The following is a 13818-nucleotide window of genomic DNA, read 5'->3' as shown; positions in this document are numbered from 1 at the left end:
CGAAAGAGGCACACATGGACCGGGCCACCGATAGCAGTAGCCAGGCCGATGTTGTGCTGCGCCTGATCACCCAGATCTGCAAGAGAACCAACTTGCAGATGGACATCTATCACAGGGCGATCGTCCTCGCCGAGGCAGCGGGCCGTCCTGACCAGGCACGTGATCTGCGGCGGTTTCTCGGCATCCAGCGCCAGGACCGAAAACTCCTGCTGGAGTTGATTGAACGACTGAGGGATCCGAAGGTTTCGCAGCGGCCACGGTGTGCGGGTGGTGACCGCCCGCGGCCGCTGGGGGTGGCGGCGGGCAAGCCATCCGTGCGCGCTGAGGGGTCGCGCGGATGGCGTTCCCGCCGGCAGGCTTCCGGGGCGGCACAGCGCGTCCGACCGGGTGACCGGCCGGCGCTGTCCGGCCCTGAAGGCGCGGGAGGTCCGGTGTCTCGGTGAATCACCCTTTATGGCAATAGCTTTCACCGGGACGGGGTCGGGCTTCCGAGAACTCGCCGATGGGCCTTCGGGTGGGCCTTATCGTGCCGATACATTGGAATGGCCACGAACGCTCTTGGAATGGGGCCAGCCATGGGATTCATCTCACCGGACCTTCCCGACGTCGATCACGAAACCTGGCTGACGCTGCCACGGGCAACGCGACTGCAGGTCGTCACCCGGCACTGGGCGGAGAACGGCTTCGGTACGCCGTATGCGGTCTACCTGCTCTACCTGATCAAGATCGGCCTGTATGTGGCGGTTCCGGCCGCGATCATCTCGCTGACTCCTGGTCTGGGCGGGCTCAGCCACATCGCCCAGTGGTGGACGCAACCGATCGTGTATCAGAAGGTCGTTGTCTTCACGCTGCTGTTCGAGGTGCTCGGGTTGGGTTGCGGGTCCGGACCACTCACCGGGCGCTTCATGCCGCCGATCGGCGGTGTCCTGTACTGGTTGCGTCCCAAGACAATTCGCCTGCCGGCCTGGCCTGACAAGGTGCCCTTGACCCGTGGCGATTCCCGCGGCATCGTCGACGTTGCGTTGTATGCCATCGTGCTGGCCAGCGCGGTGTGGGCGCTGATATCGCCCGGACACGGCGGCCCGGTGACCGGTACCGGTGACGTCGGCCTGATCGACCCGGTCCTGGTCATCCCGACGATCGTCGCGCTGGCGCTACTCGGCTTGCGTGACAAGACCATATTTCTGGCCGCGCGCGGCGAACACTACTGGCTCAAGCTGTTCGTCTTCTTCTTCCCGTTCACCGACCAGGTCGCGGCGTTCAAGATCATCATGCTGTGCCTGTGGTGGGGCGCGGCGACGTCCAAGCTCAACCACCACTTCCCCTATGTCGTGGCCGTGATGACGAGCAACAACGCGCTACTGCGCAGCCGGCTGTTCCTCCCGGTCAAGCACCTGCTCTACCGGGACCACGTCAACGACCTGCGACCCACCTGGTTACCGAAACTGATGGCCCATGTCGGCGGCACCACAGCGGAATTCATCGTTCCCACGGTGCTGGTCTTCTTCGCCGGCGACCATCCGTGGCGGTGGTTCCTGATCGGCTTCATGGTGCTGTTCCACCTCAACATCCTGTCCAACCTCCCGATGGGGGTGCCGTTGGAGTGGAACGTGTTCTTCATCTTTTCGCTGTTCTATCTGTTCGGGCATTACGGCGCGATCCGCGCCACCGATCTGAGATCGCCGCTGTTGCTGGCGCTGATCGCGATCGCGGTCGCCATTGTCATCGTAGGAAACATGTTCCCCGAAAAGATTTCGTTCCTGCCGTCGATGCGCTACTACGCCGGCAACTGGGCGACGAGTACCTGGTGCTTCCGCGCCGGGGCCGAGGACAAGATCGAAGCCGACGTGGTGAAAAGCTCTGCGCTGGTGGTCAATCAGCTCACCAAGCTGTACGGCGCGGCCACCGCCGAGGTGATGTCGGACAAAGTGGGGGCGTTCCGGGCCATGCATACCCACGGACGCGCGCTCAACGGCCTGCTGGCCCGGGCAATCGACAACGAAGCCGATTACCGGGTGCGGGACGGCGAAATCGTGGCCGGACCGTTGGTCGGATGGAACTTCGGCGAAGGACACCTGCACAATGAGCAACTCCTGGAGGCGCTGCAGCGGCGCTGCAACTTCGAGGACGGCGACGTCCGTGTCATCGTCCTCGAGGGTCAGCCGATCCACATTCAGAAGCAGTGGTACCGGATCGTCGACGCCAAGACCGGTGTCATCGAGTCCGGCTACGTCGACGTTAGCGACATGCTGACGCGTCAACCGTGGCCCGAGCCGGGTGATCGGTTTCCGGTGCACGTCACGACCGAGCCCGTCGTGCACGGAACCTCATGACGAAGGCGATCATCGTCGGCGCCGGTCCCAATGGTCTGGCCGCGGCGATCCACCTTGCCCGCCAGGGCATCGACGTGCACGTCCTGGAAGCGCAGGACACCATCGGCGGGGGAGTGCGGTCGGGCGAACTGACGGTGCCCGGCGTCATCCACGACCACTGCTCCGCCTTCCACCCGCTGGGTGTCGGATCACCGTTCTGGCAGGAGATCGACCTGCTCAGCTACGGATTGACCTGGAAATGGCCGGAGGCCGACTGCGCCCATCCGCTCGACGACGGTTCCGCCGGGGTGTTGTATCAGTCGGTCGCCAAGACCGCCAAGGGGTTGGGTGCCGACCGCCGACGCTGGCGGGCTGCCGTGGGCGGGTTGGCCAAGGGTTTCGACGACCTGGCCGAGGACCTGCTGCGGCCGGTCATCAATATTCCGCGGCATCCGCTGCGGCTTGCGTCGTTCGGTCCGCGCGCACTGCTGCCCGCCACCGCGGTGGCCGGCTATTTCCGCACCGAGCAGGCACGCGCGCTGTACGGCGGAGCGGCCGCGCACGCCTACACCCGGCTGGACCGGCCCCTGACCGCCTCCCTGGGGTTGATGATCCTGGCCAGTGGGCACCGGTACGGCTGGCCCGTGGCCGAAGGCGGGTCCGGCGCGATCACCCGGGCGCTGGCCGCGGCCCTGGACGCCGCGGGCGGACGGGTCACCACCGGTGTCAAGGTGACCCGCCGTCGCGACATCCCGACCGCCGACATCGTCATGCTCGACCTGAGTCCCGCCCAGGTGCTGGGGATCTACGGCGATGCGATGCCCACCCGGATCAGGCGGTCCTATCGCCGGTACCGCGAAGGTTCCTCGGCTTTCAAAGTCGACTTCGCCATCGAAGGTGACATCCCCTGGACCAATCCCGACTGTGCCAAAGCGGGCACCGTGCATCTCGGCGGCAGCTTCGCGGAGGTCGCCGACACCGAACGGCGGCGCGCCCAAGGCGCCATGGTCGAGCGCCCGTTCGTGCTGCTCGGTCAGCAGTATCTGGCCGACCCGACGCGATCGGCGGGCAACATCAACCCGATCTACGCCTACGCGCATGTGCCGTTCGGTTACACCGGCGACGCGACCGCGGCGGTCGTGGACCAGATCGAGCGGTTCGCCCCGGGATTCCGCGACCGCATCGTCGCCACCGTGAGCACCGGCACGGCCGAACTGGAGGCCCGCAACGCCACCCACATCGGCGGCGACATCATCGGCGGTTCCAACGACAAGCTGCAGATCCTGTTCCGGCCGCGGATCGCCGTCGATCCCTACCGGATCGGCGTGCCGGGGGTGTATCTCTGCTCACAATCGGCGCCGCCGGGAGCCGGCATTCACGGTCTGTGCGGTTACCACGCCGCCGAGTCAGCGCTGCGCTGGCTGCAGACGACGTGACACCGCCCCCTCAGCGTCAGCTGCGGGAAGAGTCACCCGGTCGGACCGGGCATGACGGGCTGGCCGGCCACCGGTCCACCCGCCGGCGCCGGTCCGGTCGGTGCGCCCTTCCCGGTCCCGGACATCGTGGTGATCGGGGCCACCGGCACGCCGGCCGGCACTGGTGCCCCCACCGGGACGGGTCCGGCGACGGGGACCGGGGCCCCGACGGGCACGGGTGCGCCGATGGGGACGGGTGCGCCGACGGGGACGGGTGCGCCGACGGGCACGGGTGCGCCGATCGGCACGGGTGCCCCGACCGGCACGGGTGCGCCGACGGGGACCGGGGCGCCGACGGGCACGGGTGCGCCGATCGGGACCGGGGCGCCTACCGGCACCGGAGCCGCGATCGGCCCGGGCACCACGACCGGGGCGGCGGCCGGTACGGCTGCTGCGCCCACCGGTCCGGGCACCACCACAGGCGCACCGACGCCGGACATGCCGGTGATGGGAGCGCTTGCCGGGCCGCAGTTCTCCACCGGCGTGGTTCCCGCGGCGGGGGCCGGTCCACCGGGCCCACCTGCGGGGGCTGCCGGCCCACCGGCCGGGGCTCCACCGGCCCCGGCGGCTCCGCCAGCGGCCGGCGCTCCGCCCGCAGCTGCGGCCGGGCCTCCGTAGGCGCAGCACGCCGGTGCTCCGGCCGCGGCTCCTCCCGCTCCGGCAGCTCCGGCTCCGGCGGCTCCCGCGGGCGCGCCTTCGACCGCGCCGGCCGTTCCCGACATTCCCTGGATGCACGCGTGGCCACCCGTCTTCAGCGGCACGGCCGCCGCAGTCGGGCTCAGCGACAATGCGGCCCCGCACACCCCCGCGGCGGCAGCGATCACTTTGAGGTTGAATCGATCGAAGATCGTCATCAACGTCAACTCCTTTATTCGCGCTCCAGCAGATCCGTCTGGTCGTGATGACCGGTTCGATTGTTAGACGCCGATCCACCACTCCAACCGCGCCGCACCGTGCCGTTTCCAAATGGTGACGTTCGGGATGATTTGACTCCCGTCACACGTTGCGATCGTTAAATGACAACGCCGTCACCGGTCAGGCCGCGCCACGATTTCCGCACTGATCTAGGCTGACCACGAGCGCTTAGCAGCGGACACAAGGAAAGAGGAGAGACACGTGACGGTCCGAGTTGGCATCAACGGCTTTGGTCGAATCGGACGCAACTTCTACCGGGCCCTACTGGCTCAGCAGGAGCAAGGTACCGCGGACATCGAGGTGGTGGCCGTCAACGACATCACCGACAACCACACCCTGGCGCATCTGTTGAAGTTCGACTCGATCCTGGGCCGGCTGCCCTACGACGTCAGCCTGGAGGGCGAGGACACCATCGTGGTGGGTCCGGCCAAGATCAAGGCGCTGGAGGTCCGCGAGGGACCGGCCGCGCTGCCCTGGGGTGATCTGGGCGTGGACGTGGTGGTCGAATCCACCGGCCTGTTCACCAATGCGGCCAAGGCCAAGGGGCACCTCGACGCCGGTGCCAAGAAAGTCATCATCTCTGCCCCGGCCACCGATGAGGACATCACCATCGTGCTCGGGGTCAATGACGACAAGTACGACGGCAGCCAGAACATCATCTCCAACGCCTCGTGCACCACAAACTGCCTGGGCCCGATCGCCAAGGTCCTCAACGACGAGTTCGGCATCGTCAAGGGCCTGATGACCACCATCCACGCCTACACCCAGGACCAGAACCTGCAGGACGGCCCGCACAAGGACCTGCGGCGCGCGCGGGCGGCGGCGCTGAACATCGTGCCGACCTCCACCGGGGCGGCCAAGGCCATCGGACTGGTGTTGCCCGAGCTCAAGGGCAAGCTCGACGGGTACGCGCTGCGGGTGCCGATCCCTACCGGCTCGGTGACCGACCTGACTGCCGAGCTGGCCAAGCCGGGCACCGCCGAGCAGATCAACGCCGCGATGAAGGCCGCCGCCGACGGCCCGATGAAGGGCATCCTGAAGTACTACGACGCCCCGATCGTCTCCAGCGACATCGTCACCGACCCACACAGCTCGATCTTCGACTCCGGGCTGACCAAGGTCATCGACAACCAGGCCAAAGTCGTCTCCTGGTACGACAACGAATGGGGCTACTCCAACCGCCTCATCGACCTCGTCAAGCTCGTCGGCAAGTCGCTCTAGCCGTGGGCGTCCCGACTCTCAAAGACCTGCTGGCCGAGGGTGTTTCGGGCCGCGGGGTGCTGGTGCGTTCGGACCTGAACGTGCCCCTGGACGACTCTGCTGGTGGGCAAGGCAACATCACCGACGCCGGACGGATCACCGCATCGGTGCCGACGTTGAAGGCGCTGCTGGACGCCGGCGCCAAGGTGGTCGTCACCGCGCACCTCGGCCGTCCCAAGGACGGGCCCGACCCGAAGTACTCGCTGGCGCCGGTGGCCGCGGCGCTCGGTGAGCAGTTGGGCCGGCATGTGCAGTTGGCCGGAGATGTGGTCGGCACCGACGCGCTGGCGCGCGCCGAAGGACTCACCGACGGCGACATCCTGCTGCTGGAGAACATCCGCTTCGACAAGCGTGAGACCAGCAAGGACGACGGAGAACGCCTCGCCCTGGCCCGGCAGCTCGCCGAATTGGTATGGCCCGGGGGAGCTTTCGTCTCCGACGGCTTCGGTGTGGTGCACCGCAAACAGGCATCGGTGTACGACGTCGCGACGCTTCTTCCGCACTATGCGGGCAACCTCGTCGCCGACGAGATCAAGGTGCTGCAGCAGTTGACCAGTTCCACCGAGCGGCCGTATGCGGTGGTGCTGGGCGGGTCGAAGGTGTCGGACAAGCTGGGCGTGATCGAATCGCTGGCGACCAAAGCCGACAGCATCGTGATCGGTGGCGGCATGTGCTTCACCTTCCTTGCCGCCCAAGGCTATTCGGTCGGCAAGTCGCTGCTGGAAGAAGAGATGGTCGAGACCTGCCGCAATCTGCTGGAGACCTACCACGACGTGTTGCGGCTGCCGGTCGACATCGTGGTGACCGAGAAGTTCGAGGCCGGATCACCGCCACAGACGGTGTCCGCCAACGAGATTCCGGATGACCTGATGGGTCTGGACATCGGCCCGGGATCGGTCAAGCGGTTCACCACCCTGCTGTCCAACGCCAAGACGGTGTTCTGGAACGGGCCGATGGGGGTGTTCGAGTTTCCGGCCTACGCGGAGGGCACCCGGGGTGTTGCCGAGGCCATCGTCAAGGCGACCGGAAAGGGCGCGTTCAGCGTCGTCGGCGGCGGCGACTCCGCTGCTGCGGTCCGCGCCCTGAAGATCCCCGAAGACGCGTTCTCCCACATATCCACCGGCGGCGGCGCGTCGCTGGAATACCTTGAGGGCAAATCACTCCCGGGCATCGAAGTGCTCGGTGAGCCCCAGCCGACCGGAGGAGACTCGTGAGCCGCAAGCCGTTGATCGCCGGCAACTGGAAGATGAACCTCAATCACTTCGAGGCGATCGCGCTGGTGCAGAAGATCGCGTTCTCGTTGCCGGACAAGTACTTCGACAAGGTCGACGTCACGGTCATCCCGCCGTTCACCGACCTGCGCAGCGTGCAGACCCTGGTCGACGGCGACAAACTGCGCCTGACCTACGGCGCGCAGGACCTGTCGCAGCACGACTCCGGCGCCTACACGGGTGAGATCAGCGGGGCATTCCTGGCGAAGCTGGGATGCAGCTTCGTGGTGGTCGGGCACTCCGAACGCCGCACCTACCACCACGAGGACGACGCGCTGGTGGCCGCCAAAGCCGCTGCCGCTCTCAAGCACGAGCTGACCCCCATCGTCTGCGTCGGCGAGCATCTCGAGGTCCGCGAGGCCGGAAACCACGTGTCGCACAATGTCGAGCAGCTGCGCGGGTCCCTGGCCGGATTGTCTGCCGAGCAGATCGACAAGGTCGTCATCGCCTACGAACCGGTCTGGGCGATCGGCACCGGCCGGGTGGCCAGTTCGGCCGACGCTCAGGAGGTGTGCGCGGCGATCCGCAAAGAGCTTGCCGCGCTGGCCTCACCGCAGATCGCCCAGTCCGTCCGGGTGCTCTACGGCGGCTCGATGAACGCCAAGAACGTCGGCGACCTGGTCGCTCAGGACGACATCGACGGCGGTCTGGTCGGCGGTGCGTCCTTGGACGGGGAACAGTTCGCGACGCTGGCGGCGATCGCCGCCGGGGGACCGCTGCCGTAAACCGCGCGATATCGCGACGTCAGATCGCGATGAGCAACAGCAACAGCGGAAACACGAACGCCAGAGCCAGCAGGATCACCAGCATTGCCACGGTGATTCCGACGCCGTTGTAGCTCTGCGGCGGGGTGCCCAGCGAACCGGGGCTGAAGCCCCACACCGGCGCCTTGTATTCGAGTTCGACCCATCGCCCCGGGTAGATGTCGACCAGGGTGTCCGCCGGCCCGATCTGAGGCGGCAGCCAGTACGGCACGTGCACGTGGACCCGGTGCTGACCGGGCCGCACCGGCACGACGTTGCGACCCCACGACATCGGCGGCCCCTGGTAGCCGTCGATCAGAAGTTTGGGCTTGAACAGCGCCAGCATGAACGACAGCGGCATGTACTGGGTGGTGATAACGACGCCCTCAGCCGACCAGGCCGGGTGTCCCTGCTGGGCGGGCCAGCTCATGCTGCGGCTAGCGGTACTTGATCAGCAGGGCCATGCCCACGATGGAAACCAGCCAGATACCGACGATGAACAGCGTCAACCGGTCCAGGTTCTTCTCCACGACCGTCGACCCGGAAAGGCTGGACTGAACCCCGCCACCGAACAGCGTCGACAGACCACCACCCTTGGCGCGGTGCAGCAGCACCAGCAACACCACCAGCACGCTGGTGACCACCAGAGTGATCTGTAGAGCCAATTCCATACCGGGCAGCCTACCGAACGGGGACAAAAGGCTCACGACCGGCAAGGCGCAGGGCGGTACCCGCGCCCAAATAGCCGACTCGACGGTCTGCACTGATACTTAGACGCATGGTTGACGTGACCGACACCGCCCTGGACCCGATCGGCGACGTCCATCGCACCAAGTTGGGACGCGAGGCGACCGAGCCGATGCGCGCCGACATCAGGATGCTGGGCGCCATCCTCGGCGACACCGTGCGCGAGCAGAACGGTGAAGAGGTCTTCGACCTCGTCGAACGAGCGCGGGTGGAATCGTTTCGGGTGCGGCGATCGGAGATCGACCGCAACGAGGTGTCCCGCATGTTCGACGGCATCGACATCCACCAGGCCATCCCCGTCATCCGCGCGTTCACCCACTTCGCCCTGCTGGCCAACGTCGCCGAGGACATCCACCGCGAGCGTCGCCGCAGCATTCACGTCGCCGCCGGTGAGCCGCCGCAGGACAGTAGTCTGGCCGCCACCTACGCGAAACTCGATCGTGCGGAACTGGATTCGGCGACCGTCGCAGGTGCCCTGAGGGGCGCGCTGGTCGCTCCGGTGATCACCGCACACCCCACCGAGACCCGGCGGCGAACCGTCTTCGTGACCCAGCACCGGATCACCGAGCTGATGCGGTTGCACGCGGAGGGTCACACCCAGACCGACAGCGGCCGCAGTGTGGAAACCGAACTGCGCCGCCAGATTCTCACCCTGTGGCAGACCGCGATCATCCGGTTGTCCCGGTTGCAGATCAGTGACGAGATCGCCGCGGGCCTGCGCTATTACCCCGCCTCGTTCTTCGAGGTGATGCCCAAGGTCAACGCCGAAGTCCGAGAGGCACTGCGGGCCCGCTGGCCCGACGCCGATCTGCTGTCCGGCCCGATACTGCAGCCGGGATCCTGGATCGGTGGCGACCGGGACGGCAATCCCAATGTCACTGCCGACGTGGTCCGGCTCGCGACCGGCAGCGCGGCCTACACCGCGCTCGCCCACTACCTGGCCGAACTCGACCAGCTCGAGCAGGAGTTGTCGATGTCGTCGCGGCTGCTCCGGGTGACGCCCGAACTCGCCGAACTCGCCGAGGGCTGCCAGGACAAGGCCCGCGACGACGAGCCGTACCGGCGCGCGTTGCGGGTGATCCGTTCCCGGCTGAGCGCCACCGCGACCGACATCCTCGACGAGCAACCGCTGCACACCCTCGACCTCGGCCTGCCGGCGTATGCCGCACCCGGCGAGCTGCGGGCGGATCTCGACACCATCGACGCCTCGCTGCGCACGCACGGCAGCACGGTGCTGGCCGACGACCGGCTGGCCCTCTTGCGGGAAGCCGTGCACGTCTTTGGTTTTCACCTGTCCGCCCTCGACCTGCGGCAGAACTCCGACGTGCACGAGGAAGTGGTCGCCGAACTGCTGGCCTGGTCCGGTGTGCACCCCGACTACGCCGCGCTACCCGAAAACGAACGCGTCGAATTGCTGGTCGGCGAGCTCAGCACCCGCCGCCCGCTGGTACGCGCCGGCGCCAAGCTCTCGGAGCTGGCCCGAAAGGAACTCGACATCATCGGGGCGGCCACGCACGCGGTCCAAACCTACGGTCCCGCAGCGGTTCCCAACTACGTCATCTCGATGTGCCGGTCGGTGTCGGACGTGCTCGAAGCGGCCATCCTGATGAAGGAGGCCGGACTGCTGGACGCGTCGGGAGACGACCCGTATTGCCCGGTCGGCATTTCGCCGCTGTTCGAGACGATCGACGACCTGCACAACGGGGCGTCGATCCTGCAGGCGATGCTGGATCTTCCGCTCTACCGGGGCATGGTGGCCGCCCGCGGCGACATGCAGGAAGTCATGCTGGGGTACTCCGACTCCAACAAGGACGGCGGCTACCTGGCCGCGAACTGGGCGGTCTACCGCGCCGAACTGGCCCTGGTGGAAGCCGCCCGCAAGGGCGGCATCCGGCTGCGGCTCTTTCATGGTCGCGGCGGCACCGTCGGACGCGGCGGCGGCCCCAGTTACCAGGCCATCCTGGCCCAGCCGCCGGGCGCGGTGAACGGATCCCTGCGGCTCACCGAGCAGGGCGAGGTGATCGCCGCCAAGTATGCCGAGCCGCAGACGGCCCGGCGCAACCTGGAGAGCCTGCTGGCCGCGACCCTGGAGTCGACGTTGCTCGACGTCGAAGGACTCGGTGACGCCGCCGAGCCCGCCTATGGGGTGCTCGAGGAGATCGCCACCTTGGCCCAGCGCGCCTACGCCGAATTGGTGCACGACACACCGGGTTTCGTCGAGTACTTCAAGGCCTCCACCCCGGTGAGTGAGATCGGGTCACTCAACATCGGCAGCCGGCCGTCGTCGCGCAAGCCGACGGAATCCATCTCGGACCTGCGCGCCATTCCATGGGTGCTGGCATGGAGCCAGTCGCGGGTGATGCTGCCCGGGTGGTACGGCACCGGTTCGGCGTTCGAGCAGTGGATCACCGCGGGACCGGAAAGCGAAGAGGATCGGCTCGCGGTGCTGCACGAGCTGTACGAGCGGTGGCCGTTCTTCCGCAGCGTGCTGTCCAACATGGCGCAGGTGATGGCCAAGAGCGACCTGGGGCTGGCCGCCCGCTACTCCGAGCTGGTCGACGACGAATCGTTGCGCAGCAGGGTCTTCGACAAGATCGTCGACGAGCACCACCGCACGATCGCGATGTACAAGCGCATCACCGGCCAGGAGGACCTGCTGGCCGACAACCCAGCGCTCGCGCGTTCGGTGTTCAACCGGTTCCCGTACCTGGAGCCGCTGAACCACCTGCAGGTGGAGCTGCTGCGCCGCTATCGCTCGGGTGAAGACGACGAACTGATGCAGCGTGGCATCCTGCTGACGATGAACGGACTCGCCAGCGCGTTACGCAACAGCGGATAACGGGCGATTCCCGCTGCCGCCTTGACCCGCACAGTGTTGTGCCGGCCCGCTCGACCACGATGTGCGCGCTCAGGGGTTGGTGCCCGCAAAGATGTTGTCGCGCAGCGGCCCGTGCGTGGCCGCGGGATCGACAAACCATTCGTGCCGGAAAACCGCGCCCAGCAACGGCGGTGGCAGTCGTAGCAGCGACTGGTAAACACGTGCACCTAGACCGGTACCGAGTTGGGACCGATGGGCGGCCACCGCGTCCCGCTTCTGCCGGGCGAACCTCCGGACGTCGACCCGGTGTGTGATGGTGGCACCGGGCGCATAGGCATCGTCGAGCACGTCGGGGTCATACGGCGGGGGCAGCCGCAGCCGACTGCAGAGGTCGTTGAACCGGCGCAGTACTTCGCGCGGCATGGTCGCCTCGAGAACCCTTGGGGTGCGGGCCAGTTCAGCGGCCCGCTTGCCGACATGATGCACCTGTATATGGTCGCGGTGGCCGTATCCGCCGTTGGCCTGATAGCCCAGCAAGAGGTCGGCGTCCTCGGTGCGAAGTATCTCCGCCAGCCGTTGTGCGGCCTCTTCGACATCGGCTCTGGCGAATCGCACCCGGCCCGGTGGGTCCGGGTAGAAATCGGGACCGTACCCGCTGTCGGCGTAGCCTAGGCACTCCGTGCGCTGCACACCGAGAATGGCTGTGCTCGAATGCAATTCGTTCAGCCGGGTAGGGTCGGGCTCGCTGTCGATGCGGCCGTCGGTGGCGGTGACGACGATTACCCGATGACCGGCAGCAACCGCCTTGGCCAGGGTGCCGCCGGTGAGGATGACCTCATCGTCAGGATGGGCGTGGAAGGCGACGACGGTGGGCATCGAAGCTCCGGATCAGGACATCGGGCGGCGCCGCAGGCGGCACGGCGGTGCGGTGGCGAATTCCGGCATGACGCGATCTTATCGGGGTGTTGGCTACGCGGATCGGCGTGCTTGGGTCATCGAACGGCGACGTACTCGATCGGGCAGGGGCCGTCGGCCCGTGCTACGCCGCCGATCTGAGCCGGGACCGGCCGTGGATGCGCGGTCCAGCCTGCTGTCAGCTCGTACTCGCGCAGCAGATGCGTCACCGCAGCCGTCATCGCGGACAGTGAAAATGGTTGCGCCGGGCAGGAATGCCGTCCGTGGCCGAATGCCGTCACCAGCATCGGAGACGGCAGGTCAGGGGGGTCGGTGAGCCGGTGACGGGTCCATCTCTCCGGATCCCACACGGCCAGCCCGGGCGCCGCGGAGGTGTTGAGCAGCGGCAACAGCGTGGCGATGGTCCAGCCCGGCGGCACCCGGTAGGTGATGGCGCCGGTGTCCAGGTCGACCGGGGCGAGCACCGTTCGGCTCATGATCGAACGCTGTGCCAACCGCGTGGACTCCAGCGCACAGCGTTGCGCAAAGTCGTTGTCGCCGTGGCGAAGTCGGGGATGGTGCGCGGGGTGTTCGATCAGGTCGACCAGCGCCCAGCCGAGTGCGGCGGCGAGGTTGGACATGGACGCGACGTGTATGAGCGCGACGTCGTGTGCGATGCCGAGCACCTGGTCGGGCTCACCCGTCCAAGCGCTGACGATCCTGCCGAACAGATCCTGGCCCTCGTGGTCGCCGGCCTGGTAACGCCGCACCGCCTCGGCCACCGTTGCAGTGACATCGGCCAGCGCCCCCCGTTCGGCGCGCTTGTCCGAGGCCGCCACGGCCGCCATCCGGTCTGGATGGACGAACGCATCGGAGCCGTCCAAGGTGTCGAAGGCATGGACCAGGCGCTCGAAGGCCGCACCATCGGAGCATCCGGGGCCCGCCCAGGAGGCGAGGCCCATTCGGTGGCCGAGCCGGCGGGTGAGGTCGAAAACGTCGACGGAACCGGCCGAACCCAGTTCGGCGGTCGTCTGCCGCAGCGCGATGTCCAGATTTGCGAGATAGCCGGCGACGTCGTCGCGGCGAAAAAGGTTGGTGGGCAAGGTGCGGCGGCCGACGAAGATCTCATCAGGTAGCTTGCGGCGCAACATCAGGAAATCGGCGACGCCCTTGCTGGCCTTCTCCTCCGGCAGCGCGTAGAACGACTCGACGCCGGTGGGGGAGAAGGTGAACAGGTAGCGGTCGCCGCCGCTCTCGACCGCGAATGTGTCGCCGTACCGGTCGCGGGCAGCAGCGATGGTGGCGACCGCATCTGTGACGGCCACATCCCAGGGCAGGCCAGTACCTTCCGCAAGCGGCGGGGTGGGAACCGGTCGGGTCACG

The 13818-nt window shown here is 67.3% G+C and carries 12 protein-coding genes; 7 read left to right on the top strand and 5 right to left on the bottom strand.

Annotated elements, in window-relative coordinates:
* Window positions 1-14 precede the first annotated feature (14 nt).
* The 3 genes from QXK92_RS07275 to QXK92_RS07265 all read left to right on the top strand — a co-directional run bounded on the left by QXK92_RS07275 (window position 15) and on the right by QXK92_RS07265 (window position 3748).
* A complete protein-coding gene (locus tag QXK92_RS07275) occupies window positions 15-443 on the top strand; it encodes a hypothetical protein (protein WP_306241008.1) in 429 nt (142 codons plus the stop codon).
* Between the two features lie 132 nt (window positions 444-575).
* Window positions 576-2333 carry a DUF3556 domain-containing protein gene (locus QXK92_RS07270; protein WP_306241007.1) on the top strand — a complete coding sequence of 586 codons (1758 nt, stop codon included), beginning with the start codon at window positions 576-578 and terminating at the stop codon, window positions 2331-2333.
* Window positions 2330-3748 carry an NAD(P)/FAD-dependent oxidoreductase gene (locus QXK92_RS07265; RefSeq protein ID WP_306241006.1) on the top strand — a complete coding sequence of 473 codons (1419 nt, stop codon included), beginning with the start codon at window positions 2330-2332 and terminating at the stop codon, window positions 3746-3748. Before QXK92_RS07270 ends, QXK92_RS07265 begins: the two co-directional genes overlap by 4 nt.
* Window positions 3749-3780: 32 nt before the next feature.
* On the opposite strand, the gene QXK92_RS07260 is transcribed toward QXK92_RS07265, so the two are convergent.
* Window positions 3781-4641, bottom strand: coding sequence for a beta-xylosidase (locus tag QXK92_RS07260; RefSeq protein WP_306241005.1), 861 nt, complete (start codon window positions 4639-4641; stop codon window positions 3781-3783).
* A gap of 262 nt (window positions 4642-4903) precedes the next feature.
* Here QXK92_RS07260 and gap point away from each other — a divergent pair, with 262 nt between their 5' ends.
* The 3 genes from gap to tpiA are packed head-to-tail and all read left to right on the top strand — an operon-like array spanning window position 4904 to window position 7958.
* On the top strand, window positions 4904-5923 hold the full coding sequence (gap, locus tag QXK92_RS07255) for a type I glyceraldehyde-3-phosphate dehydrogenase (protein ID WP_306241004.1): 1020 nt from the start codon (window positions 4904-4906) through the stop codon (window positions 5921-5923).
* 2 nt (window positions 5924-5925) lie between these two features.
* Window positions 5926-7176 (top strand): phosphoglycerate kinase, encoded by a 1251-nt coding sequence (pgk, locus tag QXK92_RS07250; RefSeq protein ID WP_306241003.1) that lies wholly within the window; start codon window positions 5926-5928, stop codon window positions 7174-7176.
* Window positions 7173-7958 carry a triose-phosphate isomerase gene (gene tpiA / locus QXK92_RS07245; protein WP_306241002.1) on the top strand — a complete coding sequence of 262 codons (786 nt, stop codon included), beginning with the start codon at window positions 7173-7175 and terminating at the stop codon, window positions 7956-7958. Before pgk ends, tpiA begins: the two co-directional genes overlap by 4 nt.
* A 19-nt stretch (window positions 7959-7977) precedes the next feature.
* On the opposite strand, the gene QXK92_RS07240 is transcribed toward tpiA, so the two are convergent.
* Together QXK92_RS07240 and secG are read right to left on the bottom strand one after the other, a co-directional pair.
* Window positions 7978-8406: a hypothetical protein gene (locus QXK92_RS07240; RefSeq protein WP_306241000.1), complete on the bottom strand. Its 429-nt coding sequence runs from the start codon at window positions 8404-8406 to the stop codon at window positions 7978-7980.
* Window positions 8407-8413: 7 nt separating this feature from the next.
* Window positions 8414-8647 carry a preprotein translocase subunit SecG gene (gene secG, locus QXK92_RS07235; protein WP_065133648.1) on the bottom strand — a complete coding sequence of 78 codons (234 nt, stop codon included), beginning with the start codon at window positions 8645-8647 and terminating at the stop codon, window positions 8414-8416.
* 107 nt (window positions 8648-8754) lie between these two features.
* Between secG and ppc the strand changes: the two genes are divergently transcribed.
* The gene (ppc, locus tag QXK92_RS07230) at window positions 8755-11562 is read left to right on the top strand and encodes a phosphoenolpyruvate carboxylase (RefSeq protein ID WP_306240999.1); all 2808 of its coding nucleotides are present in this window, start codon (window positions 8755-8757) and stop codon (window positions 11560-11562) included.
* A 69-nt stretch (window positions 11563-11631) separates the two neighbouring features.
* Here the strand turns inward: ppc and QXK92_RS07225 are convergent, their stop codons facing one another.
* Together QXK92_RS07225 and QXK92_RS07220 are read right to left on the bottom strand one after the other, a co-directional pair.
* Entirely contained in the window at window positions 11632-12417 is a 786-nt protein-coding gene (locus QXK92_RS07225) for a PIG-L deacetylase family protein (protein WP_306240998.1), read from the bottom strand.
* A 116-nt stretch (window positions 12418-12533) separates the two neighbouring features.
* On the bottom strand, window positions 12534-13817 hold the full coding sequence (locus tag QXK92_RS07220) for a cytochrome P450 (protein WP_306240997.1): 1284 nt from the start codon (window positions 13815-13817) through the stop codon (window positions 12534-12536).
* Window position 13818 lies beyond the last annotated feature (1 nt).

The sequence above is a fragment of the Mycobacterium sp. TY815 genome (genome assembly GCF_030755135.1).
In the GTDB taxonomy this organism is placed as follows: Bacteria; Actinomycetota; Actinomycetes; order Mycobacteriales; family Mycobacteriaceae; genus Mycobacterium.
The sequence above is the reverse complement of the archived record's forward strand: the minus strand, read 5'-3'. Positions and strand labels throughout refer to the sequence as shown.

Bases quoted from the DNA above. Each gene is read 5' to 3' on its own strand.
- QXK92_RS07275 (WP_306241008.1), top strand. From the start codon at position 15: ATGGACCGGGCCACCGATAGCAGTAGCCAGGCCGATGTTGTGCTGCGC.
- QXK92_RS07270 (WP_306241007.1), top strand. From the start codon at position 576: ATGGGATTCATCTCACCGGACCTTCCCGACGTCGATCACGAAACCTGG.
- QXK92_RS07265 (WP_306241006.1), top strand. From the start codon at position 2,330: ATGACGAAGGCGATCATCGTCGGCGCCGGTCCCAATGGTCTGGCCGCG.
- QXK92_RS07260 (WP_306241005.1), bottom strand. From the start codon at position 4,641: ATGACGATCTTCGATCGATTCAACCTCAAAGTGATCGCTGCCGCCGCG.
- QXK92_RS07240 (WP_306241000.1), bottom strand. From the start codon at position 8,406: ATGAGCTGGCCCGCCCAGCAGGGACACCCGGCCTGGTCGGCTGAGGGC.
- secG (WP_065133648.1), bottom strand. From the start codon at position 8,647: ATGGAATTGGCTCTACAGATCACTCTGGTGGTCACCAGCGTGCTGGTG.
- ppc (WP_306240999.1), top strand. From the start codon at position 8,755: ATGGTTGACGTGACCGACACCGCCCTGGACCCGATCGGCGACGTCCAT.
- QXK92_RS07225 (WP_306240998.1), bottom strand. From the start codon at position 12,417: ATGCCCACCGTCGTCGCCTTCCACGCCCATCCTGACGATGAGGTCATC.